The organism is Stenotrophomonas maltophilia (assembly GCF_001676385.1).
Taxonomy (GTDB): Bacteria; Pseudomonadota; Gammaproteobacteria; order Xanthomonadales; family Xanthomonadaceae; genus Stenotrophomonas; species Stenotrophomonas maltophilia_J.
This window is the reverse complement of sequence record NZ_LYVJ01000004.1, coordinates 182,400-205,880: the sequence shown is the minus strand read 5'-3', so window position 1 is coordinate 205,880 and position 23,481 is coordinate 182,400. Positions and strand designations below refer to the sequence as shown.

Here is a 23,481-nt window from a genome sequence, read left to right as displayed (position 1 = left end):
GCGGACATCAGGGTCAGAACAGCTCGACGGTGCCAGCGCCCATGCTCTGCTGGGCGACCGGCTTGTGCGGCGGGCGTTCCCATTCGCTGCGCAGTTCGCGCAGGCGGTTGCCGGTGCGCTGCAGGGCGGTGGCGATCTCTTCGTCGAACACACCGCCGTTGCGATGCAGCAGTTCCTGCAGGGCCACCGCCTCGCGGTTGATGGCGGTCAGGCGATCGAGGTGGGTGTGCACGCCGCCCAGGGCCTGGGTGGCGATGTCCTCGAACTGCAGGGCACGCACGGCTTCGGCCACGCTGCCATCGATCGCACGGGCGCACTCGGAGACTTCGCGCATGCCGTCGCCCAGCGAGGCGTTGATCTGCGCGACATTGTCGAGCATCGCCGCCGCCTCCTGGCGCGCTTCGCGGGAGCGGTCCATGTCGCGCGAGGCCATGTGCGAGACCGTCTCGCGAACCTTGGCGATCGCATCCTTGGAGCTGTGCGCGAGCTTGCGGATCTGCTCGTTGAAGGTAGTCGAGCGCTCGGACAGGTTGCGCACTTCGTCGGCGACCACCGCGAAGCCGCGGCCGGCTTCACCGGCACGCGCGGCCTCGATGGCGGCGTTCAGTGCCAGCAGGTTGGTCTGGTCGGCGATCGACTTGACGTCTTCCAGCAGCGCGAAGATGCCATCCAGGTGCTGTGCCATCTGGTCGATGTGCTGCACGGTGGTGCTGCTCTGGCCGCTGACCTGTTCCAGTGCTTCCACCAGCTGTTCCATGCGATGGCTGGCGTGCTGGGCGAAACGGGCGACGTCGAGGCCGGCATTGCCTTCATCACCGGCGCGGTCGACGATGCGCGACAGTGCCTGGCTCTGCTGGCGCGACTTGCGGTTCATCGCATCGAAGCTGCCACCCAGGCTGGAGACGGCCTGGCGGATCAGGTCGCGGGCACGTTCCACTTCCCCGCGCGAACCCTCGATTTCGTTGCCGACGAAGCTGCGCAGTTCGGTCAGCAGCTGGTCCTGCTCGCGCAGGATGCGGGCCTGTTCCGGCGAACGATGCGCCTGGCTGCGGGCGGCCCACCAGGCAAAGCCGAGCCAGCTCAGCGTCATCGTGGTCAGGATTGCCCAGCGCAGGGCAGCCGGCCATTCGAAACCGATGGCGAAGGGGAGCAGCAGGGTCAGGGCCAGGGGGGCGGCCAGACGGATGAAAATGCGTGAGTACATGGACGTTCTCGGGAGGTGCACGGAGGATGTATCGGCCGTACCCCCTTTCTCTTTAACGTCGATGTGTTTCGAAATGCATTCTGAATGCGCTGGTTTTCCGGCGCTCTGGAGGCTTCGGGTCAGAGCCCTTCCCGAGCAGGAAAGGGACCCGGCCCCTTGGGCAGGCAGCAACGGGGTCGGATCCCTTTTCCATGGAAAAGGGCTCTGACCCCACCCTCAGGCCAGCTGCCGGTCCACGGCCTCGATCATGGCCTTGCGGCTGAACAGGAAATCCCAGTAGCTGCCGCCCAACTGCCGCCACAGCACCGCCGAGCGAACCGCGGCCAGCAGCAGGGCGCGGATCTCGGCGACCACGCCGGCCTGGCCCAGGTAGTGCGGGTTGCCCTGGACCATCACCCGCGGCTTGAGGTGGCTGATGGTGTCCGCGTAGAGGCCGCCAAGCGTGGCCAGCACGTCCGGGTGGGCGCTGTCACCCAGTTCCGCCGCCTGGCGCTCGGCACGCTCGATGCCGGCGGCGACCTTGTTCACGGTGGCGCCCTCCTGCACGAAGCGGCGCTCCAGCTGCAGCACCGACAGGGCCAGCTTGGGCAGGATCGGGTCCTGGCCCTGGCTGCGGAAGTAGTTGTGCAGCAGGCGCAGGCCTGACTTCAATGCATGGCGGTCGCCGAACACCGCCTGCGGCGAGGACGCATCGACACGGAACACGCTGTCCACGGCAGTGCGCACGGCGGCGGCATCGGAATGGCCGGTATCGGCGATGCGGCGTACCTGCTGCAGGGCCTGGGCGATGCCGGCCAGGGCCAGGACGCGGTCGTCGACGGTGAAACTCATGCAGCGAATACCTCAAAAGGGGAGGGGGTGGTGCGCAGGCGCTGTTCCAGCGGCGCATCGGTGGCAGCAATCACCGCGCCACCCAGGCATACATCACCGTCATACAGCACCAGCGACTGGCCGGGGGTCACGGCGCGCTGCGGGTTGGCGAAGCTCACCCGCAGGCTGCCATCGTCCAGCACCTCGACCGAGCACGGCTCGTCGGGCTGGCGGTAGCGGGTCTGCGCGGTGCATTCGAAGCGCCGTGCAGGCGGGGAGCCGGCAATCCAGTGCGCGGTTTCCGAGTGCAGGCGGTTGGACATCATCCACCGGCTGTCGCGGTCCTGGTCAACGTACAGCACGTTGCTGGCCACGTCCTTGCCGACCACGTACCACGGCGCAGCCGGGCGGCCCCGCACGCCTCCGATGCTGAGGCCCTCGCGCTGCCCCAGGGTGAAATAGAACACACCCGGATGCTCGGCGATCACGCTGCCGTCGGCGGGGTCGATGATCTGGCCGGGCCGGGCCGGCAGGTAGCGGGCGAGGAACTCCCGGAAGTCGCGTTCGCCGATGAAGCAGATGCCGGTGGAGTCCTTCTTGGCATGGGTCGGCAGGCCGACGTCACGCGCAATCCGGCGCAGATCGCTCTTCTCCAGGTCACCGATCGGGAACAGCGTCGCGGCCAGCTGTTCCTGGCCCAGCTGGTGCAGGAAATAGCTCTGGTCCTTGGCACGATCGGCGCCCCGCAGCAGAAGCCACTGGTGGCCGCGCTGGGCCACCCGTGCGTAGTGGCCGGTCGCGATGCGCTCGGCGCCCAGCTCGCGAGCGGCATCCAGGAAGTGCTTGAACTTGACCTCGCGGTTGCACAGCACGTCCGGGTTCGGCGTGCGGCCGGCAGCATACTCGGCCAGGAAATGCTCGAACACGCCCTGCCAGTACTCGCTGGAGAAATCGCGGAAGTGGAACGGGATGCCGAGCAAGCCGCACACGGCCACCGCGTCGCGGCGGTCGTCCTCGGCGCGGCAGTCACCGCTGCCGTCGTCGGCCCAGTTCTGCATGAACAGCCCGGCCACGGCCTCGCCCTGCTGGACCAACCGCCAGGCGGCGACCGAGGAATCAACGCCGCCGGAGACGCCGACCATCACACGCGGGGCGCTCATGCGACCTCCCGGACCAGGGCGAGCGGATGGCGCTGGCCACCGAGATAGTCGGCCACCACCTGCCAGACCAGCGGGCTGCGCTGGCGTTCGCCGGCAGCCTGCAGTTCGGCCGGGGTCAGCCACAGTGCACGGTCGATGCCGGTATCCAGCGGCTGCGCCGGGTCGTGCGAGACCGGCCGCGCGGCGTAGCAGAAGCGCAGGAAGGGGGTGCCGTCACCTGCGGTCCACTGGTAGCAGCCGATGAAATGGGTCAGCTGTACCGTCCAGCCGGTTTCCTCGCGGGTCTCGCGCAGCGCGGCCTCGGCCAGGCTCTCGCCCGGCTCGAGGTGGCCCGCCGGCTGATTCAGCACCTGGCGGCCATCGATGGTCTCTTCCACCAGCAGCAGGCGGCCGCCGTCGACCACCACGGTGGCGACGGTAGCGTGCGGTGCCCAGCGCAGGTCCGGCGTGGCGTTCAATTCAGAATTCGTCCTTCTTGGTCAGTTCCAGCTCCATCGCATCGGCGGTGCGGATGGCCGCATCAATGGCGTCGCTGAGCTGCTCCGGGGTCGCGTCGGCGTCGATTTTCACCACGAACATGGCGGTGGTGTCCTGCTTGACCCATCCCCCCATCTTCGCATCCTGGGAATCCTCCAGCAGGCGGTTGGCCACCGCCACCGGGAACTGCTTGCTCTTGGTGCTGTAGCCCGGGGACCAGATCTCGCGGATGTTGTGGGTGCCGAAATCCTCCACCGCCGAGCGTACGTAGACCATCTGGGTGCGATCGTCTTCAACGTCGAACACCATGCGGTAGTCGCCGTCCTCGTCGACCTCGTAGGTATAACCGAGCTTGTCCAGGTGGCGGGCCACGGACTTGTCGGCATCCGTCGCGGCGGCTGCGGAACCGGAGGCGGCCAGAGCGATCAGCAGGGCGGAGGGAAGGGTCCTTTTCATGAAGATCCTGTGAAACGTGGGTGGTTGAAGGAAGGCGTAATTGTGACGGCGGGCGTGCGCGGCGTCCAATCCACCGCGGGCCGGCGCAGGCCGGCGCTAGACTCTATAATGGGTGGATGCCCCATGAGTCCTCTCCCGAATCCCATCACGAGCACGGTATTGCCGTGGAACCTGCGCGCCCGGAAGTGGCGCCGCCGCCGTTCTACCAGGTGATGCTGCTCAACGACGACTACACCCCGATGGATTTCGTGGTGGATGTGCTGCAGCAGTTCTTCAGCATGGACCTGGACAAGGCCACGCAGGTGATGCTGCACGTGCATACCCGCGGCCGGGGTGTCTGCGGGGTGTTCACCCGCGAGGTCGCCGAGACCAAGGTTGCCCAGGTCAACGAATACTCGCGGATGAACCAGCACCCGCTGCTGTGCACGATGGAAAAGGCCTGATCGGTCATTTGTAGAGCCGAGCCCATGCCCGGCTGCTGTTCGTGCAGGCATCCAGATCGCTGTCAGAGCAGCCGAGCGTGGGCTCGGCTCTACAGCTGGATCACGCTTCAGCCAGCGCCTGCAACGCCATCCTCGCGACCGATTCGTCCACATCCGCTGGGTCGCCATCATCGCGGAACCACACCGCCGACAACCCTGCGCTGGCAGCGACCCAACGCAGCAGGCGGGTGCGCTCGATGCCGGCCAGCGAGGTCACCTGTTCTACGCGCGCGGCAAACCGCTCCGGCCGGGTCGCCACGTGGATGCCGGGGCCACACAGGTCGGGATTGCTGAACAGCGTCGTGTAATCGAATACCCGGTCGCCGAGCAGCCGCTTCGGATCGATGGCCAGCCAACCCCGTGCCCCGAAGTCCAGCACATTGTCGTGATGAAGATCGCCGTGCAGTGGCCGGATCTCGTGTTCCTCCTGCAGCAGGGTCCCGGCCAGTGACCTGCACTGTTCCAGCAGTGGCGGCAGCGGCGCCCTTGGCAGCAGCAGGTCGGCGAACCATGTGTGCAGGCGGACCAGGTCGCTGGGCGGGTCACGCCGAGGCCGATGCAGCCGCTGCAGGACCTGGCACAGGATCGTGGTGCAGGCATCGTCCGCGCCAGCGATGGCGTGGCGGCGCAGCGAGTCGCCATGGGCCCGTTCGATCAGGATCGCCGGGCCTTCGTGGGCCAGCAGGCGGGCCGCGCCATCGCCATCCCACCAGCGCAGCAGGCGGTGGCTGTGCTGCTCCTCGGGTTCGCTGCTGACCTTGAGCATTGCTGCCTCGCCGGCGGCGGTCAGCACCGGCCAGAGCCGGGCGTGGGGCGTTTGGACGGCGTCACCGTCACGCCGCAATCGCCAGCGGCTCAGGTAGGGTTCGCTCATGGTGGCGGGTAGGACCTGGAGTGAATGAAGATCAAGCGATCCCGACTGCTAACGCCATCTGAACGCAGCAATCCGCTAGGGTGATGGAAATCGCGTAGTCAGGCCGCATATTGTCTCCATCTGCCGCCGGAGTAATCCATGTTCAGCAAAGACCTCGAACACACCATCGGCCAGTGCTACAAGCGCGCCCGTGAGGCCCGGCATGAGTTCATGACGGTCGAACACCTGCTGCTGGCACTGCTCGACAACCCGTCCGCCCAGGCGGTCCTGAAGGCCTGCGGTGCCGACGCCGAGCGCCTGCGCCAGGAGCTGGAGCAGGCCATCGAGGCCTCCGTCTCGCGCCTGGCCGAGGATGACGATCGTGACACGCAGCCGACACTGGGGTTCCAGCGCGTGCTGCAGCGAGCCGTGTACCACGTGCAGTCCTCCGGCAAGAAGGAGGTCACCGGCGCCAACGTGCTGGTCGCCATCTTCGGCGAGAAGGACTCGCACGCTGTCTATTACCTCAACCAGCAGGACGTCACCCGGCTGGACGTGGTCAATTACCTGTCCCACGGCATCGCCAAGCTGGGCGAGGAAGGCGAGCAGCCCTCTTCTTCCCCCGACGGTGAAGGCCGTGCCGAGGCGGGGGAGGGCGAACCGAAGGGGGATGCCCTCACCGAGTTTGCCAGCAACCTCAACGAACAGGCCCGGGCGGGACGCATCGATCCGCTGGTCGGCCGTGCCGACGAGATCGAACGCACCATCCAGGTCCTGTGCCGCCGCCGCAAGAACAACCCGCTGTACGTCGGTGAAGCCGGGGTGGGCAAGACGGCCATCGCAGAGGGGCTGGCCCGGCGCATCATCGAAGGCTCGGTGCCTGAGGTGCTGGCCGACGCGGTGATCTTTTCGCTCGACCTGGGCGCGCTGGTGGCCGGCACCAAGTATCGGGGCGACTTCGAAAAGCGCCTTAAGAGCGTGCTGACCGCGTTGAAGAAGGTCCCCAACGCGGTGCTGTTCATCGACGAGATCCATACCATCATCGGTGCCGGTTCAGCCTCGGGCGGCACCATGGACGCTTCCAACCTGATCAAGCCGGCGCTGGCCTCCGGCGAGCTGCGCTGCATCGGCTCGACCACGTTCCAGGAATACCGCGGTATTTTCGAGAAGGACCGGGCGCTGGCCCGCCGCTTCCAGAAAATCGACATCGTCGAACCGACCGTCGGCGAGACTTACGAGATCCTGCAGGGCTTGAAGTCCAAGTACGAACTGCACCACGGCGTGACCTATTCCGACGAGGCGTTGCAGGCTGCGGTCGACCTCTCGGTCAAGCACATCGGCGACCGCCTGCTGCCGGACAAGGCCATCGACGTGATCGACGAGGCCGGGGCCCGCCAGCGCCTGCTGCCGGACGACCAGCGCAAGGAACTGATCGACGTCGAGGAAGTGGAGGCGATCGTGGCCAAGATGGCGCGCATCCCGACCAAGCAGGTCAGCGCGACCGACAAGGACGTGCTGCAGCACCTGGAGCGCAACCTGAAGATGGTGATCTTCGGCCAGGATCCGGCCATCGAGACGCTGTCCTCGGCGATCAAGCTGGCCCGCTCGGGCCTGGGCAACCCCGAGAAACCGATCGGCAACTTCCTGTTCGCCGGCCCGACCGGTGTCGGCAAGACCGAGGTGACCAAGCAGCTGGCGCTGCAGCTGGGCATCGAGCTGGTGCGTTTCGACATGTCCGAGTACATGGAACCGCATTCGATCAGCCGCCTGATCGGTGCCCCTCCGGGCTACGTCGGCTTCGACCAGGGTGGCCTGCTGACCGAGAAGATCGTCAAGACGCCGCACTGCGTGCTGCTGCTGGACGAGATCGAAAAGGCGCACCCGGATATCTTCAACATCCTGCTGCAGGTGATGGACCGGGGCGTGCTGACCGATACCAACGGTCGCGAAGCCAACTTCAAGAACGTGGTGCTGGTGATGACCACCAATGCCGGCGCGGCACAGGCCTCCCGGCGTTCGATCGGCTTCACCAGGCAGGACCATGCCACCGATGCGATGGAGACCATCCGCCGCAGCTTCACCCCGGAATTCCGCAACCGCCTCGACGCAGTGGTGCAGTTCCAGGCGCTGGGCTTCGAGCACATCCTGCGCGTGGTCGACAAGTTCCTGATCGAACTGGAGATGCGCCTGCAGGAGAAGCATGTGAGCCTGTCGGCCACCCCGACGGCCCGCGACTGGCTGGCGCACCATGGTTTCGATCCGCTGATGGGTGCCCGCCCGATGGCGCGCGTCATCCAGGACAAGATCAAGCGTCCGCTGGCCGACGAACTGCTGTTCGGCAAGCTGGTCAACGGCGGCAAGGTCAGCATCGACGTCCGCGACGACGAGCTGGTGGTCGAGACCCAGGCCGAGCCGGAGCGCCTGCTGCCGGTCACGGTGGAATGAGCTGACCCTGGGCCCGGCTCGGCAGGCCTGAAATGACAGGGGCCGCTTCGGCCGCCCTTGCCATGTACAGCGCTGCCGTCGGTACGGCTGGGCCTCTTTCCCGGGCGTGGCCCCGCCGCCCGGCTTGATCCGCCATCGGCCGGGGGCCGGGAGCCTTGCCGCGCGCGCCGGGGAGTCCGGCCAACGATGGCCTCCGCCATCGCTGGATTCCAGGCATGACAAAAGGCCAGCCGCCAAGGCCGGCCTTGTCGAAGTGGCGCGATGCGCCGGCCGCTTACTTCATGCGGTAGGTGATACGACCCTTGGTCAGGTCGTACGGGGTCATTTCAACCTTGACCCGGTCACCGGTGAGGATGCGGATGTAGTTCTTGCGCATGCGGCCGGAAATGTGGGCGATGATCTCGTGCCCATTTTCCAGGCGGACGCGGAAAGTCGTGTTCGGCAGCGTCTCGCTGACGGTGCCCTCGAACTCGATGGAATCGTCTTTCGACATGTAGTCCTGTGCGGTTCAGAAAACGGCCACGCTGGGCCTAAGGCGCAGTATTTTACGCGCGACCGGCGCCGCTTGCAAAGTTTGTGTTAACCCCCGGCCAGGCGCCGTGCCGGCAGGCGGCCCACTGCCCGGGTCCAGGGCCCCACGCGGCCATCGCGGCGTACCGCCTGGCGCACGTGGTCGAGAAACGCTGCGCGTGGCAGATGCTCAGCACCCATCCGCAGCAGGTGCGGGTTTTCCACCTGAGCATCGATCAGTTGCCAGCCCCAGCCACGCAGGGTAGCCGCCAGTGCAGCCAGCGCGATCTTGGAGCCGCCACTGGCGCCGCTGAACATGCTCTCGCCGAAGAACACGGTGCCGATCGCCACCCCGTAGATGCCGCCGACCAGGGTCTGCCGATCCCAGACCTCCACGGAATGGGCAAAGCCGAGGTCGTGCAGCTGGCTGTAGGCCTCGATCATGGCAGGGCTGATCCAGGTGCCGTCCTGGCCGGGGCGCGGCGCCGTCGCGCAGGCACGCATCACCTGGCGGAAGGCGGTATCGGCGGTGACCTCCCAGTCGCTGCCGCGCAGCTGGCGCCGGAAGCGGCTGGACAGGTGCACGCCGTCGGTACGGAACACCATGCGCGGGTCCGGCGACCACCACAGGATCGGCTCGCCGTCACTGAACCACGGGAAGATGCCGCCGGCGTACGCGTTGAGCAAGCGTACAGGGTGCAGGTCGCCACCCACCGCGAGCAGGCCGTCGGGTTGGCGCAAGGCGGTCTCGGCCGGAGGGAAGGGCGCGTCCGGCGCGTCGGCCAGGCGCCAGGGCAGCTGGCGGGTCATGCTGCGCATTGTAGGCGTGCTGCCGATGGCTGATGTCTGGCACCATCACGTCTCCTTGGCAGGGAGTGCCCGCATGAGCGACCCGATCGTTGCCATCCTTGATGTGCACGACAGCCCACGCACGCGCACCGACAGCCAGGGCATGCTGCTGGCGCTGGCCAGTGAAGCGCCGCAGCAGCTGGGCGAGCTGATGCGGCAGGCGCTGGTGCGGCGCTCCCCCGGTTCGGCCTTGCTCGACATGGCGCTGGATCTGTTGCCGGACGACAGCGTGCCGCCGCTGTGCGCAGACGCGTGGCGCCGCTACCGGGACGGCGAGCGCGGAGAGTTGCTGGCCAGCGTGCTGGAGTTCGCCAGCTACCAGGCGCCGCAGGTGCTGCAGGACGATTGGAACGCACTGCTGGCGATGGCCTGTGAGGGCAAGGTGCGGCTGGCCACGCAGGTGTGGCAGGCGCTGCCGCCTGCATTGGCCGAGCGCTGGGCACAGGCGCTGGCCGAGGCCGACGATGATCGCGAGATGGCGAGGGCGGAGGCGCTGCTGCTCGCCGCCCAGCCCAGGACCTACCCGGTCGCCCGGGGGTACCTCGCCGATTGGGGGCAACGGGACGCTGGGGTCTGGGCGCACTGGGCCGGCGTTGCCGACGGCCCGCAGCCGCGCCGCCTGCACGGTGAACGTCCACTACACGTCCGTTTCGGCCGTGAGCAGCATCGTGCGCAACTGGCCGACGCGCCCGGTTGGCGGCAGCGCATCTGGCGCCTGCACCCCACCTGGAATGGCGGGCAGGTGCATCACGCGGGGCGCATGGGCGGACTGCTGGAGGCGCTGTGTGGCAGCTGCCATGCGCCGCTGCAACGGCTGCTGCAGACTGACGCCGCCGCGCTGCAGCCGGGCGCGGTGGGCGGAATCACACTCGGCCTGTGCCTGGACTGCTGCGGCTGGGAAGATCCGCCCGTGCGCTTCTATCGCCACGATGCCGCTGGCCTGCCCAGCTGCCACCCTGGCCAGTATCTGCAGGTGCCTGCCACGCCTACCGACAGCGGTGACCTGCTGCCGTCCGACGTGGGCCTGGCCGCTATGGACTGCACGCGCTGGCGGCAGCAGGACTGGGGCCAGTCCAACCATCGGCAGAACCTGTCGCGCGTGGGTGGTGCACCGAGTTGGGTGCAGGGTGCCTGGTATCCGGCGTGCATCGACTGCGGCGAAGAAATGCCGTTCGTGATGCAGCTGGATTCGACGCTGCCGACCAAGGCCGAAGGCACGTTGTTGTGGGGCAGCGGCGGCATGCTCTATACGTTCTGGTGCGCAGGATGCCGGGTCAGCGCCCACTTCTGGCAATGCACCTGAGCGCGGCGTCCTCGCCATCGTTCTGGCAGGGGCCAACCTTGTTGGCACGGCCCGCGGGCACCTCCGGGTGGACCGTGCCCGGCGCTACGGTCCGGCGCGGAACGGCCCATGCCCCTGCAGCTCCTGCTGGTAACGCCGTACATCGCGCCGCTCCTGCCGGCACCAGTCCTGCAGCGCCTCGGCGAAGTCCGCGTCGGCCACCCAGTGCCGGCTACGCACCAGGGTTGGCAGGAAACCACGAGCCAGCTTGTGTTCGCCCTGCGCGCCGGGCTCGAAACGGGTGAGCCCTTCGCGCAGGCAGTACTCGATGCCCTGGTAATAGCAGGCCTCGAAGTGCAGGCCGGGCAGGGTAGCGCCGCCCCAGTAGCGGCCGTACAGGGTGTTGCCACCGCGCAGGCAAAGTGCGCCGGCAATCGGCTGGCCCTCCTGCTCGGCCAGGAACAGCACCAGTCCACGGCCCAATGAAATGGCCAGATGGCGCAGGAAGGCCTCGGTCAGCGCCGGGGCATTGCCGTATTCGAGGAAGGTCTGCAGGTAGAAGCGGTACATCGCCTGCAGGTCGGCGCGGCTGGCGTCGTCGCCGTGCACCACGCGGAAGGTGATGCCCTGGCGGGCGACCTTGGCCCGTTCCTGGCGGATGTTCTTGCGGTGCTTGTGGTCCATCGCGCCTAGGAACTGCTCGAACGTTGCCCAGTCACCGGGGTTCTGCCACTGGAACTGCACATCCTCGCGCAGCAGCCAGTCATCGCCGAACAGCGCCTCCTCCGTGGCACCGTGGAAGTTGATATGGGCCGACGATACGTCCAGCGCCGGCAGCGCAGCACGCAACGCCGACAGCAACGTTGCGCGCTCTGAATCGTGACGGGCCAGCAGGCGCGGCCCGGTGACCGGCGAGTACGGCACCGCACCCAGCCACTTCGGGTAGTAGTCGCGGCCATGGCGGGCATAGGCATTGGCCCAGGCGTGGTCGAACACGAACTCGCCGTGCGAGTTGGTCTTCAGGTAACCCGGAATGGCGCCGATCAGGGTGCTCCCTTCCCATAGTGTGAAATGCCGGGGTTGCCAACCCCAGTCCTCGCGCAGGCAGCCGTGCTGTTCCAGGCCCGAGAGGAAGGCGTGGCTGACGAACGGGTTCTGGCCGTCGTGCAGGGCATCCCAGTCAGTGGCGGGAATGGACTGCAGAGCGTCGAGGAAGCAGGGGGAGGGCATGGGGAAAGGATAGGGCAGATGAAACAGAAAGGCCGACGCATTGGCGTCGGCCTTTTGCCTGGGTCGAGCATGGCTCGACGCTACAGAAACGGGTTCGCCTCTCAGCTGGCCTTGCCCTGCGCATCCAGGTAGCGCTCGGCGTCCAATGCCGCCATGCAGCCGAAGCCGGCCGAGGTGATCGCTTGGCGGTAATGCTGGTCGGCCACGTCGCCGGCGGCGAACACGCCTTCCACCGAGGTCTGGGTGGCGTTGCCGCCCAGGCCCGAACGGATTTCCAGATAGCCGTTGTTCATCGCCAGCTGGCCGTCGAACAGGGTGGTGTTCGGATGGTGGCCGATGGCCACGAAGAAGCCGTGGGCGTCGATGTCGCGGGTGCTGCCGTCCAGGGTGGACTTCACGCGCACGCCGGTCACGCCGGCGTCGTTGCCCAGCACTTCCTCCACCTGATGGTGCCAGACGGTCTCGATCCTGCCTTCGGCCACCTTCTTGAACAGCTTGTCCTGCATGATCTTTTCCGCCTTCAGGGTGTCGCGGCGGTGGACCAGGTAGACCTTGCGGGCAATGTTGGACAGGTACAGGGCTTCTTCCACGGCGGTGTTGCCGCCGCCGACCACGACCACGTCCTGGTCACGGTAGAAGAAGCCGTCACAGGTCGCGCAGGCGGAGACGCCGCGGCCCTTGAAGGTCTCTTCGGTGGGGATGCCCAGGTACTTGGCGGTGGCGCCGGTGGCGATGATCAGCGCGTCGCAGGTGTATTCGTGGCTGTCGCCGATCAGCTTGAACGGGCGCTGCGACAGATCGGCCGTATGGATATGGTCGAAGATGACCTCGGTCTCGAAGCGCTCGGCGTGGGCCTGCATGCGCGCCATCAGGTCCGGGCCCATCAGGCCGTGGGCGTCGCCCGGCCAGTTGTCCACCTCGGTGGTGGTCATCAGCTGGCCGCCCTGCTGCAGGCCGGTGATGACCACCGGCTTCAGGTTGGCGCGGGCGGCGTAGACGGCGGCGGTCCAGCCGGCCGGTCCGGAACCGAGGATGACGAGGCGCTGGTGGCGGGAGGGCAGGCTGGTGCTCATGTAGACTCGCGAAAAGGTAGATGGGACAAGGCGCTGGCGAAGTTTGCGCAGCATCCTCGGCAGGTCATAGAGTGGCGGCTGGGGCAGGGCGATTCAAGCCGATGAACGGAACGCCGTCGTCCAGCGATGGTTCCGGCACCCTGGACGCCCCGCCGAATGAGGCATAACTGAAAACTGACGCCGTCTCGTTTATTATCAATCACTAACAGCGCATTCCAAAGGTATGGTCTAAGGTGGCGAAGCAGGTCCCCGAACGCTCCAAGTCCGACGACAGCAAGGCGTCACGTCGCACGGCCGCGGCGGCGGCGACCGACAATCCCCGCCGCCAGCGCCTCTGGCGCGACCTGGGCCTGATCGCCATCGCCCCGGCCCTGCTGTACCTGACGGCCAGCCTGTTCACGTATTCCGCGACCGATCCCGGCTGGTCGCATACCGGCAGCGTGGTCGCGCCGGTGCACAACCTGGGCGGGCGTGCAGGTGCCTGGATCGCCGACGTGCTGCTGCAGCTGTTCGGCTACGTGGCCTTCCTGCTGCCGGTGGTGCTGGGCGCGCTGGCGTGGATCGCGATGTTCGGCCTCAAGCGCGAGAGCAAGGGCGAGAACGACCTGGACCCGGCGCTGCGCCTGGTAGGCCTGGTCGGCTTCCTGATCGCCGGCACCGGCTTCCTGCACGTGCGCCTGTTCAGTGGCGATGTCGCCAGTGCCGGCGGCATCCTCGGCAAGCTGGTGGGCAACTCGCTGACGGTGGGCTTCGGCGCGCTGGGGGCCAACCTGTTCGTGCTGGTGCTGCTGCTGGCGTCGATCACGCTGGCCACCGGCCTGTCCTGGTTCCTGGTGATGGAGAGGATCGGCCGTGGCGTGATGGCGCTGGCCCCCCTGCTGGAACGCAAGAAGGAAGAAGTCACCGAGTGGAAGCAGAGCCGGGTGATGCGCGAGGAGCGCCAGGAAGTGCGCAAGGCCGATGCCGAGGTGCGGGCCAAGCGCGAACCGGTGAAGATCGAGCCGCGTCCGGAACCCGTGATCGAGAAGAGCGATCGGGCCAAACGCGACAACCAGATTCCGATGTTCCGCGGCGTCAATGGCGACGGCTCGGATCTGCCGCCCTTGGCCCTGCTGGATGATCCCAAGCCGCAGCCGAAGGGCTATGACGAGGAAACGCTGGAGACCCTGTCACGGCAGATCGAGTTCAAGCTGAAGGATTTCCGCATTGACGCGCAGGTGGTGGGGGCCTATCCGGGCCCGGTCATCACCCGTTTCGAGATCGAGCCGGCGCCGGGCATCAAGGTCAGCCAGATCAGCTCGCTGGACAAGGACATCGCCCGCGGCCTGTCGGTGAAGTCGGTGCGCGTGGTCGATGTCATTCCGGGCAAGTCGGTGATCGGCCTGGAAATCCCCAACGTCACCCGCGAGATGATCTTCCTCTCCGAGTTGCTGCGCTCGAAGGAGTATGACAAGGCGTCCAGCGTGCTGACGCTGGCGCTGGGCAAGGACATCGCAGGGCGCCCGACCGTGGCCGACCTGGCGCGCATGCCGCACCTGCTGGTGGCCGGTACCACTGGTTCGGGCAAGTCGGTGGCGGTCAACGCCATGGTGCTGAGCCTGTTGTACAAGGCCTCGCCGAAAGACCTGCGGATGCTGATGATCGACCCGAAGATGCTCGAACTGAGCGTCTACCAGGGTATCCCGCACCTGCTGGCACCCGTGGTCACCGACATGAAGGAGGCCGCCAACGGCCTGCGCTGGTGCGTGGCCGAAATGGAGCGCCGCTACAAGCTGATGAGCGCGGTTGGCGTGCGCAACCTGGCGGGCTTCAACAAGAAGGTGAAGGATGCCCAGGATGCGGGCCAGCCGTTGATGGACCCGCTGTTCAAGCCCAATCCCGAGCTGGGCGAGGCACCGCGCCCGCTGGAGACGCTGCCGTTCATCGTCATCTTCATCGACGAATTCGCCGACATGATGATGATCGTCGGCAAGAAGGTCGAAGAGCTGATCGCACGCCTGGCACAGAAGGCGCGTGCGGCCGGCATCCACCTGATCCTGGCCACCCAGCGCCCGTCGGTGGACGTGATCACCGGCCTGATCAAGGCCAACATTCCGACCCGCATCGCCTTCCAGGTCAGCTCCAAGATCGACTCGCGCACCATCCTCGACCAGTCCGGCGCGGAAACCCTGCTGGGCCACGGCGACATGCTGTACCTGCCGCCCGGCACCGCGCTGCCCGAACGCGTGCACGGCGCGTTCGTGTCCGATGACGAAGTGCATCGCGTGGTCGAGCATCTCAAGGCGATGGGCCCGGCCGACTATATCGACGGCGTGCTGGACGAAGTGCAGACCATGGGTGACGGCGTGGTCGTCGGCGCCACCGGCCTGCCCGAGAACAGCTCGTCCGGCGATGAGTCCGACCCGTTGTATGACGAGGCGCTGCGGGTGGTCACCGAGACCCGTCGCGCCTCGATCTCCGGCGTGCAGCGCCGGCTCAAGATCGGCTACAACCGCGCGGCGCGATTGATCGAGGCCATGGAAGCGGCCGGCGTGGTCAGTGCGCCCGAGCACAATGGCGACCGCACGGTGCTGGCGCCGCCGCCGCCGAAGTAGGCGGCGCAACCGGTGCATGCACCCCGAGTAACAAGCGCGTGGATGCCGGCATCGGCAGGGCCGCTGCGGCGGGCTTCCGTCGGCAGATGCTGTGCAGGCGGCGGCCGGCATCCGCTGGCTGAATCGCCGATACACGTGCGCGGCGGCATAATGTCGCCCTGATCGCCCATTCATGTTTCTCCGGGCACACTGGCCACCATCTTTCCTGGCGTCCGCGCCCACAGGATTCCCGCATGAACTTCCGCTACCGCCGTTTCCTTGCCACCACCACCCTGGCCATGGCGTGCGCCGTCGCCGGCAGCGCCTGGGCTGGTGCCCGCGACGACCTGAAGAGCTTCACCAGTGGCCTGAGGGGCCTGGACGGCCAGTTCAGCCAGCAGGTGTTCGACAACCGCGGCAAGGTGAAGGAATCGACCAGCGGGCGCGTGGCGCTGTCGGCGCCGCGCCTGTTCCGCTGGGAATACGTGCGTCCGCACGAGCAGCTGATCGTGGCCGATGGCAGGAAGGTGTGGATGTACGAACCGGACCTGGAGCAGGCCACCGTGCGCGAACAGGGCAAGGAAGAGCAGAACAGCCCGCTGACCGCGCTGATCAACCCCGCACTGCTGGAGCAGCAGTACGACCTCAGCGAGGAGGCCGCACCGCGCGAGGGCCTGCAGTGGCTTTCGCTGTCGCCCAAGCGCGATACCGAAGCCAGCTTCCAGTACGCCGCGCTGGGCTTCAACGCCCAGGGCCTGGCGAAGATGGAAATCACCGACGCCGTCGGCCAGCGCACCGTGATCAGCTTCAGCGGCTGGAAGCGCAACCCGGGCTTCGCCGCCGGCACCTTCAGCTTCACCCCGCCCCGGGGCACCGACGTCATCGGTAATTGATGGCGGATCGGTAGTGCCGGCCAGCGGCCGGTACTACCGGTCCCGGCTCGGCGCTGGTGGGTGCCAACCTTGGTTGGCATGCTCTCGCGGTACAATGCGCGTGTGCCAAGACATCGCTCCACTTCCTTCCCCGGCCCCGATCTGCTGAGCGTCGATCGGGAACACCTGCGCCCGCTGGCCGAGCGCATGCGCCCGCGCACCCTCGACGAAATGGTCGGGCAGAAGCGCCTGCTGGCGCCGGACAGCGCGCTGCGCCGCGCGGTCGAATCCGGTCGCGTGCACTCGATGATCCTGTGGGGTCCTCCGGGCTGTGGCAAGACCACGCTGTCGCTGCTGCTGGCCGAGTATTCCGACGCCGAATTCCGCGCCATCTCCGCCGTGCTGTCCGGCCTGCCGGAAGTGCGTCAGGTGCTGGCCGAGGCCGCGCAGCGCTTCGCCGAGGGCCGCCGCACCGTGCTGTTCGTGGACGAGGTGCACCGTTTCAACAAGGCACAGCAGGATGCCTTCCTGCCGCATATCGAGCGCGGCACCATCCTCTTCGTCGGCGCCACCACCGAGAACCCGTCGTTCGAGCTGAACTCGGCGCTGCTGTCGCGCTGCCGCGTGCATGTGCTGGAAGCGGTGTCGCCGACCGATATCGTCGAGGCGCTGGAACGTGCGCTGGGGGATCGCGAGCGCGGCCTTGGCGCAGAAGGCATCGAGGTCGCCCCCGAGCTGTTGCTGGAGATCGCCACTGCCGCCGACGGTGACGTGCGCCGTGCGCTGACCCTGCTGGAGATTGCCGCCGAACTGGCGGGCGGGGAGGGCGGTCGCATCACCCCGCAGACCCTGACCCAGGTACTGGCCGATCGTACCCGTCGCTTCGACAAGGGCGGCGAGCAGTTCTACGACCAGATCTCGGCGCTGCATAAGTCCGTACGCAGCTCCAACCCGGATGCCGCGCTGTACTGGCTGACCCGCATGCTCGATGGCGGCTGCGATCCGTCCTATCTGGCGCGCCGCCTGACCCGCATGGCCATCGAGGATATCGGCCTGGCCGATCCGCGTGCCCAGAGCATGGCGCTGGAAGCGTGGGACATCTATGAGCGGCTGGGCAGTCCGGAGGGGGAGCTCGCCTTCGCGCAGCTGGTGCTGTACCTGGCCAGTACCGCCAAGTCCAATGCCGGCTACGCGGCCTTCAACCAGGCCAAGGCCGATGTGCGCCAGAGCGGTACCGAAGAGGTGCCGCTGCACCTGCGCAATGCGCCGACCAAGCTGATGAAGGAGCTGGGCTACGGCGCCGAGTATCAGTACGACCACGATGCCGAAGGTGGCATCGCGCTGGACCAGACTGGCTTCCCGGATGCGATGGGCGAACGGGTGTACTACTACCCGGTGCCGCGCGGCCTGGAGATCAAGCTGAAGGAAAAGCTGGACCGGCTGCGCGCCGAGCGCGAAGCAGCGCGGGCGGCAAAAGGCCGCTGACCCAGCTTATGTAGAGTCGAGCCATGCTCGACTTCGCTCTGGACCGGGCCATCAGCACCTCCAGAAGCAGCAGCCGAGCGTGGCTCGACTCTACAGGGCAGGTAAATGAAGCCGGCGGCCAGCCGGCTTCGTCGTTATTTCAGGGTGCAGTCGCCGAAGGACAGGTAGTCCGTGCCCGAACTGAACTGCAGCGTGCAACTGGCGGTGAAGCTCGCGCCTTCTTCCAGCGCGCCCAGCTTGGCCGCCTGCTGGTCGTCGGAGGACGTGAGGCGGGCCATGACATTGCCCTGGTCGTCGCCGGCCTCGACCAGCGGTTCGCCCGCGAGATTGCTGGAAACGCCCAGCGCCACGGCGGTGAATGTCACGGTCTGGTTGAGCTCTTCCATGCCCAGCGACGAGTTGCCGGCCTCTTCAAATGCCTGGTAAAGCGTCGGCAGATCCTGTGCGGCGTGGGCGGCCAACGGTGCGAGCAGGCCGAGGGCGAGGGTGATCAGTGCGGTGTGCTTCAAGGTGTTCTCACAATCATGGGATCCAATCCCAGGGCGGTCATGGCGCAGAGGAACACACCCCGGACTACGGCTGGATGGCCGCCGTCTGCGGGTGCGTCGGAACCGGGGCGATCCAATGCCCCGTCGGGCGGCAAAATAGGAGATTGCCATGGCATGCGCATCCGGCCAGGTGTGGCGGTGATGTGCAGCGTGACATCCATGATCGATGTGATAATCATTCGCGTTTGAGTTAGACTGCGGTCCCTTGTGTACAGGTGGCCCTTGCGGCCGCGCCTGCCCCGCTGATGAAGCATTCCATTCCGCCTTCGTACCGTGGCCCGCTGGTCCACGGCCTGGTCGCCTTGATGATGGGTTTGTTGCTGGCCACTCCGTATGCCCATGCGCAGCAGCGCAATCCGCTGCAGAAGATCGGCCATACCGTGCTCGATGAGCCTGCGGCCAGCTATCGATTCGAGCATTTCGTGGTGGACAGCCCGGATCGGCAACGCCGCTGGCGGGTGAACGTCGCGATTCCGGCCCAGGCCGGGCCGATGCCCTTGCCGGTGCTGTATGCGCTGGACGGCAACGCGGTGGCGATGGTGCTGGACCAGCCGCTGCTGGCCGAACTGGCCGCGCGCAAGGCGCCGCCGGTGCTGGTGCTGATCGGCTACGACAACGACCTGCGGATCGATTCGGAGGCGCGTACCCGCGACTACACTGCGTGGATCGATCGTTCCGATGACGAGAGCGGCAGCACCCGGGCGGTCGGTGGTGGCGCCGCAGCGTTCCTCGACATGATCGAGCGCCGCATCAAGCCGGAAGTCGAGCGTCGCGCTCGCATCGATACGCAGCAACAGGCGTTGTGGGGCCACTCGCTTGGTGGCCTGTTCGTGCTAAACGCGCTCTACACCCGCCCGGCAGCGTTCCAGTCCTACCTGGCGGCGAGTCCGTCGCTGTGGTGGAGCCAGGGGGCAGCACTGGGCGATGCGGAACAGCAGTTCGTGCAGAACGTGCATGGCCAGCCGGCAAACGTGTGGCTGATGCTGGGCGGCGCGGAGCGTGTCGGTGACCGCGGCGCGCGTGACATGAGCAACCCGCGCGTGGTCGCGCACCTGCGCCGCATCGGTGGTGCCACGCCGGATGCAGCAATGCAGCTGTCCGAACGGCTGGCGAGAGTGCCAGGGCTGAGCGTGCGGTACCGCGAGTTCCCCGGCCTCGGCCATGGTCCGATGCTGCCGGCATCGTTCCACGCTGCGCTGCATGAGCTCTACGGCGTTACCGACCGCAGCGCGGGCAGCGCGATCGAATGAGGTCGCATCCATCGTCGTGCGACCCCGGACACGTCGCGTAGCGCCGAGGCCCGAAGCACGCCCCCCACCCCGAAACAGCAGGGCACACGACGTGCGAGACGCGTCGCACTGCCTGCAAGGAAAACGTCCATGAACATCGCGTCCCGTCTGCGCCTGTGCGCGCTCCCGATGACCCTGTCGCTGGCGCTGGCCGCCTGTGGTGACTCGCCGGTTCCCTCCGATGCCACCAAGGCTTCCGGACCTTCCGCCACAGCGGCTTCCGCGGAAGCCGCATTGCCGGCCGGTTGGCAGCGCGTTGCGGGCACCGGGATACCCGCCGTGCACGACCAGAAGGCCGCGCTGCCGGCGCGGGTGCATTCCGATGATGGCGCCGACGTCGAAGTGGCCGATACCCGCCGCATCATCGCCGGTGGCGATGACGTGATCGCGGTGATCGAGGCGTTGGGCCTGGGCGGGCAGGTATTCGCTGCGCCGACCAACACCACCACCCCGGCCGGCCTGGCTGCGCCGCACCGGTTCCTGTTCAACCGCACCACCGGCGTGGAGGGCGTGCTGAGCCTGCAGGGCTCGCTGTTCCTCGGCAACAGCCTGCGCCGCCACACCGAGCTGGCGAAAAGGCTGCGCGAAGTGGGCGAGCCAGCAGTGGTCATCGATGACCTGCAGCCGGCGCCGGACAAGGTACGCAAGGTCGCCGCAGCATTGGGGCTGGCCGGGGCAGGGCAGTCGCTTGCCGCACAGGTGCAGCGCCAGCTCGACGAGGCTGCAGCGATTGGCAAGGGCCTGGGCCATGCACCACGCGTGGTCCATGTTTCCGCGACCGGCGCCGGTGGCGCACCGACCGTTGCAGGTGCCGACAGCGCGTCGGCGCAGCTGATCGCACTGGCCGGCGGTATCAACATCGGCACCGAGGCGGGGGTGAAGAACTACTCGCAGCTGAGCAATGAAGGCGTGGTTGCCGCGGCACCGGAGGTGATCCTGGTGACCGAGCATGACCTGCAGTTGTTTGGCGGCGCCGACGGCCTGTGGAAGTCGTACCCGACGCTGAAGCAGACGCCGGCCGGGCAGGCCAACCGGGTCTGGGTGATGCCGGATGTGCAGCTGAAGTACACCAGTGTCGGTTCCGGTGCGGGTGCGGTGGCGCTGGCCAAGGCCCTGGCGGCGTTGCCGAAGGCATGAGTCCGGCGGATCGGCGCCGCCGTCGCGGCCGGACGATGTTGATGGTGGTGGTGCTGGCGCTGGCGGGGGCGGTGCTGGCCTCGTTCGCCGTGGGCCCGCTGCGGCTGCCGCCGCTGGAGGTCATGCAGGCGTTGGCGGTGAAGCTGGGCCTGCTCGATCCGCAGGTGGTGAGCAGCCGCGACCTCGCCGTTGTCTGGCAGTTGCGCATTCCGCGTGCCCTGCTGGGCGCGATGGTGGGCGCGTCGCTGGCGATGGCCGGTGCCAGCCTGCAGGGCCTGTTCGGCAATCCGCTGGCCGATCCCGGCATCGTCGGGGTCAGCCAGGGCGCAGCGCTGGGCGCGGTCGCGGCCATCGTGCTAGGTGCCGCCGGGGCGGCCGGCTGGCTGGTGCCGGTGGCCGCGTTCGTCGGGGGGGCGCTGGCGATCGGCCTGACCTATGCGCTGGCCCGGCCCGGGAAGGGCAGCGGCAACGCCACGCTGTTGCTGGTCGGAATCGCGATGGCGGCGTTCTGCTCGGCGCTGATCGGCTTCCTCACTTACGTGGCCAGCGAAAGCGAACTGCAGTCACTGGTGTTCTGGCAGATGGGTTCGCTGGCACGCGCCAACTGGACGGATGTGGCGGCGGTCGCGCCGCTGTTCGTGATCGGCGTGTTCGCACTGCAGCAGCTGGCAACGCCACTGGACATGCTGGCATTGGGCGAGCGCCAGGCGCAGCACCTCGGGCTGGACGTCACCCGCACGCGCCGCCGCCTGGTAGCGTTCAGTGCGTTGCTGGTGGGTGCGGCCGTGGCGTTTGCCGGCTCGATCAGTTTTGTCGGCCTGGTGGTGCCGCACGTGGCGCGCCTGCTGGTCGGCCCTGGGCATCGCTGGCTGTTGCCGTTGTCCGGCCTGCTCGGTGCGCTGCTGATCGTGATGGCCGACACCGCGGCGCGCACGCTCGACCCGCCGGCGGAGATTCCGCTGGGCCTGTTCTCGGCTGCGCTGGGTGCACCGTTCTTCCTCTGGCTGGTGCTGCAGCAGCGCCGCAAGGCCGCGCCATGAGTGTGCTGCTGAAGCTGCACGAGGTGGTGGTGCGCCGCCAGCAGCGCGAGATCCTGCATGGCATTTCACTGGCATTCGCGCCAGGCACCGTCACCGCCCTGGTCGGGCCGAATGGTGCGGGCAAGTCCACGTTGCTGGCGGTGGCGGCCGGTGACCTGCGTGCCGATGCGGGGGAAGTGAGCCTGCTGGGCAGGCCGCTGGCCGCTTACAGGGCCGGGCCGCTGGCGCGTGAGCGAGCGGTGATGCCGCAGGAACATGGCGTGCGCTTCGCCTTCAGCGTGGAAGAGGTGGTGGCGATGGGACGCCTGCCGCATCCTCCCGATCCCACCGCGGACGATGCCCGGGTTGAAGCGGCGCTTGATGCCGCCGAGCTCCAGGCGCTGCGCCTGCGTGAGGTGCAGCAGTTGTCCGGTGGCGAATCCGCCCGTACCACCTTCGCGCGTGTGCTGGCGCAGGGCACGCCGTTGCTGCTGCTGGACGAGCCGACGGCTGCGCTGGATCTGCGTCATCAGGAACGCACGCTGCGTAGTGTGCGTTCCTGTGCCAAGGCCGGGGCGTGCGTGATCGTGGTGCTGCACGACCTGAACCTGGCCGCAGGCTATGCCGACCGCATCGTGCTGCTGGAGCACGGCAAGGTGGCGGCCGATGGCACGCCGCAACAGGTGCTGACCGAGCACAACCTGCAGCGGGTCTACCAGCAGGATGTGGTCGTGCTGGAGCATCCGCGGCGCGGGGTGCCGCTGGTGGTGGTGACCTGAAACGGATTTTGCATCGCGCCATCGGTATCATGGCGCCTTCGTTTTTCTTCAATGGACTGATGCAATGATCCGTACCGTTTCGTGCGGTGTACTGGTGGCCGCCATGGTTGTTTCCGCATGCACCGCCAACGCCGCGCCGACCTCCCCGGTGACGCCGATGGACGAGGCCGAACGAGCCTCGTCGATCGAAACGCGGCACTCGCGGGGCGCAACCGCGCCGGTGGCCGTGATGAAGACGCAGCGCTTCGCCAATGGCGAGATGCTGGTCAGCTGGGACGATCAACAGGTGCTGGCGCTGTGCGAGCGGGCGGTGTACCTGAAGATCCCGCCCGGCAAGGTGGATGCCGGGTCGTTGACCACCGAGCAGCGGCAGATGATCGCCTACCAGGCGCTGATGGCCGGGCAGGGATCGGTCGCGGCCGTGGCCGGGCTGGCCGGCGAGAGCGTCGCGGTCGCCGATGATGGCAGCGAGACCCGTCGTGCGGGCGAGGGCAGTTGGGCCTATGGCGTGGAGCGCTATGACGTGGCCACCCAGAGAATGGGCGACGGCGCGCTGCGGATCCGCGCGCGCAAGACCGCAACCGTGAACAATGCAGCATCCGCAGCGACGGACGACACCTTCAGCACCGAAGATGACCAGGCGGCCCGCCTGTCCGAACTTGCGCCGGTCGGCAGCTGGACCGAGGTGGTGATCCATGGCGGTCCGCAGCAGGCGCGCATGGATCCGGCGATGTCCCTGAAGGGCTGGATATCACTGGGGGACGAGCAGCCCGCCACGGTGGCCGAGGCCCGCAGGCTGCATGGCTGCAAGTAAGGGCTGACGGGGGGAGGGGTCAGATCCTTTTGCCCTGGCAAAGGGATCTGACCCTGATCATTGTCGGCTTCATCGTTCCATTCATGTGCGCAATATTCACTTGCGCGCCGGATTGGCAGGTCTAGAATGCGCCC

Annotated in this window: 22 protein-coding genes; 11 read left to right on the top strand and 11 right to left on the bottom strand. The window is 67.4% G+C overall.

What is annotated here, in order from left to right:
- Window positions 1–13: 13 nt before the first annotated feature.
- The 5 genes from A9K58_RS06770 to A9K58_RS06750 all read right to left on the bottom strand — a co-directional run bounded on the left by A9K58_RS06770 (window position 14) and on the right by A9K58_RS06750 (window position 4,107).
- Window positions 14–1,204 (bottom strand): methyl-accepting chemotaxis protein, encoded by a 1,191-nt coding sequence (locus A9K58_RS06770; protein WP_065198625.1) that lies wholly within the window; start codon window positions 1,202–1,204, stop codon window positions 14–16.
- A 216-nt stretch (window positions 1,205–1,420) separates the two neighbouring features.
- Window positions 1,421–2,035, bottom strand: a complete 615-nt coding sequence (hflD, locus tag A9K58_RS06765) for a high frequency lysogenization protein HflD (RefSeq protein WP_065198624.1) — start codon at window positions 2,033–2,035, stop codon at window positions 1,421–1,423.
- A complete protein-coding gene (mnmA, locus tag A9K58_RS06760; protein WP_065198623.1) occupies window positions 2,032–3,174 on the bottom strand; it encodes a tRNA 2-thiouridine(34) synthase MnmA in 1,143 nt (380 codons plus the stop codon). The genes hflD and mnmA overlap by 4 nt, the downstream gene beginning before the upstream one ends.
- On the bottom strand, window positions 3,171–3,632 hold the full coding sequence (locus A9K58_RS06755; protein WP_065198622.1) for an NUDIX hydrolase: 462 nt from the start codon (window positions 3,630–3,632) through the stop codon (window positions 3,171–3,173). Before A9K58_RS06755 ends, mnmA begins: the two co-directional genes overlap by 4 nt.
- A 1-nt stretch (window position 3,633) precedes the next feature.
- A complete protein-coding gene (locus A9K58_RS06750; protein WP_065198621.1) occupies window positions 3,634–4,107 on the bottom strand; it encodes a hypothetical protein in 474 nt (157 codons plus the stop codon).
- Between the two features lie 116 nt (window positions 4,108–4,223).
- Here A9K58_RS06750 and clpS point away from each other — a divergent pair, with 116 nt between their 5' ends.
- Window positions 4,224–4,550, top strand: a complete 327-nt coding sequence (clpS, locus tag A9K58_RS06745) for an ATP-dependent Clp protease adapter ClpS (RefSeq protein WP_065198620.1) — start codon at window positions 4,224–4,226, stop codon at window positions 4,548–4,550.
- A gap of 100 nt (window positions 4,551–4,650) precedes the next feature.
- Here the strand turns inward: clpS and A9K58_RS06740 are convergent, their stop codons facing one another.
- A complete protein-coding gene (locus A9K58_RS06740) occupies window positions 4,651–5,463 on the bottom strand; it encodes an APH(6) family putative aminoglycoside O-phosphotransferase (RefSeq protein WP_065198619.1) in 813 nt (270 codons plus the stop codon).
- Window positions 5,464–5,601: 138 nt separating this feature from the next.
- Between A9K58_RS06740 and clpA the strand changes: the two genes are divergently transcribed.
- The gene (clpA, locus tag A9K58_RS06735) at window positions 5,602–7,887 is read left to right on the top strand and encodes an ATP-dependent Clp protease ATP-binding subunit ClpA (protein ID WP_065198618.1); all 2,286 of its coding nucleotides are present in this window, start codon (window positions 5,602–5,604) and stop codon (window positions 7,885–7,887) included.
- 274 nt (window positions 7,888–8,161) lie between these two features.
- Here the strand turns inward: clpA and infA are convergent, their stop codons facing one another.
- Together infA and aat are read right to left on the bottom strand one after the other, a co-directional pair.
- The gene (infA, locus tag A9K58_RS06730; protein ID WP_005409596.1) at window positions 8,162–8,380 is read right to left on the bottom strand and encodes a translation initiation factor IF-1; all 219 of its coding nucleotides are present in this window, start codon (window positions 8,378–8,380) and stop codon (window positions 8,162–8,164) included.
- A gap of 86 nt (window positions 8,381–8,466) precedes the next feature.
- Window positions 8,467–9,207 carry a leucyl/phenylalanyl-tRNA--protein transferase gene (gene aat / locus A9K58_RS06725; protein ID WP_065198749.1) on the bottom strand — a complete coding sequence of 247 codons (741 nt, stop codon included), beginning with the start codon at window positions 9,205–9,207 and terminating at the stop codon, window positions 8,467–8,469.
- A 73-nt stretch (window positions 9,208–9,280) separates the two neighbouring features.
- On the opposite strand from aat, the gene A9K58_RS06720 reads away from it, so the two are divergent.
- Entirely contained in the window at window positions 9,281–10,549 is a 1,269-nt protein-coding gene (locus tag A9K58_RS06720; protein ID WP_065198617.1) for a hypothetical protein, read from the top strand.
- An 84-nt stretch (window positions 10,550–10,633) separates the two neighbouring features.
- Here A9K58_RS06720 and A9K58_RS06715 read toward each other — a convergent pair whose 3' ends face one another.
- Together A9K58_RS06715 and trxB are read right to left on the bottom strand one after the other, a co-directional pair.
- A complete protein-coding gene (locus A9K58_RS06715) occupies window positions 10,634–11,758 on the bottom strand; it encodes a GNAT family N-acetyltransferase (RefSeq protein WP_065198616.1) in 1,125 nt (374 codons plus the stop codon).
- A gap of 101 nt (window positions 11,759–11,859) precedes the next feature.
- The gene (gene trxB / locus A9K58_RS06710) at window positions 11,860–12,831 is read right to left on the bottom strand and encodes a thioredoxin-disulfide reductase (protein WP_065198615.1); all 972 of its coding nucleotides are present in this window, start codon (window positions 12,829–12,831) and stop codon (window positions 11,860–11,862) included.
- Between the two features lie 233 nt (window positions 12,832–13,064).
- Here trxB and A9K58_RS06705 point away from each other — a divergent pair, with 233 nt between their 5' ends.
- From A9K58_RS06705 to A9K58_RS06695, 3 genes are all read left to right on the top strand, one after another.
- On the top strand, window positions 13,065–15,425 hold the full coding sequence (locus A9K58_RS06705; RefSeq protein WP_065198614.1) for a DNA translocase FtsK: 2,361 nt from the start codon (window positions 13,065–13,067) through the stop codon (window positions 15,423–15,425).
- A gap of 233 nt (window positions 15,426–15,658) precedes the next feature.
- Window positions 15,659–16,297, top strand: coding sequence for an outer membrane lipoprotein periplasmic chaperone LolA (lolA, locus tag A9K58_RS06700; RefSeq protein WP_065198613.1), 639 nt, complete (start codon window positions 15,659–15,661; stop codon window positions 16,295–16,297).
- Between the two features lie 78 nt (window positions 16,298–16,375).
- Entirely contained in the window at window positions 16,376–17,761 is a 1,386-nt protein-coding gene (locus A9K58_RS06695; protein WP_065198612.1) for a replication-associated recombination protein A, read from the top strand.
- Window positions 17,762–17,895: 134 nt separating this feature from the next.
- On the opposite strand, the gene A9K58_RS06690 is transcribed toward A9K58_RS06695, so the two are convergent.
- Window positions 17,896–18,270, bottom strand: a complete 375-nt coding sequence (locus A9K58_RS06690) for a hypothetical protein (RefSeq protein ID WP_065198611.1) — start codon at window positions 18,268–18,270, stop codon at window positions 17,896–17,898.
- Between the two features lie 284 nt (window positions 18,271–18,554).
- Between A9K58_RS06690 and A9K58_RS06685 the strand changes: the two genes are divergently transcribed.
- From A9K58_RS06685 to A9K58_RS06665, 5 genes are all read left to right on the top strand, one after another.
- Entirely contained in the window at window positions 18,555–19,559 is a 1,005-nt protein-coding gene (locus A9K58_RS06685; RefSeq protein WP_065198610.1) for an alpha/beta hydrolase, read from the top strand.
- Between the two features lie 129 nt (window positions 19,560–19,688).
- Window positions 19,689–20,735, top strand: coding sequence for a heme/hemin ABC transporter substrate-binding protein (locus A9K58_RS06680; RefSeq protein ID WP_065198609.1), 1,047 nt, complete (start codon window positions 19,689–19,691; stop codon window positions 20,733–20,735).
- Window positions 20,732–21,775, top strand: a complete 1,044-nt coding sequence (locus A9K58_RS06675; protein WP_065198608.1) for a FecCD family ABC transporter permease — start codon at window positions 20,732–20,734, stop codon at window positions 21,773–21,775. The genes A9K58_RS06680 and A9K58_RS06675 overlap by 4 nt, the downstream gene beginning before the upstream one ends.
- Window positions 21,772–22,533: a heme ABC transporter ATP-binding protein gene (locus tag A9K58_RS06670; protein WP_065198607.1), complete on the top strand. Its 762-nt coding sequence runs from the start codon at window positions 21,772–21,774 to the stop codon at window positions 22,531–22,533. The genes A9K58_RS06675 and A9K58_RS06670 overlap by 4 nt, the downstream gene beginning before the upstream one ends.
- A gap of 64 nt (window positions 22,534–22,597) precedes the next feature.
- Window positions 22,598–23,347, top strand: a complete 750-nt coding sequence (locus A9K58_RS06665; RefSeq protein WP_065198606.1) for a hypothetical protein — start codon at window positions 22,598–22,600, stop codon at window positions 23,345–23,347.
- The last annotated feature ends 134 nt before the right edge of the window (window positions 23,348–23,481 follow it).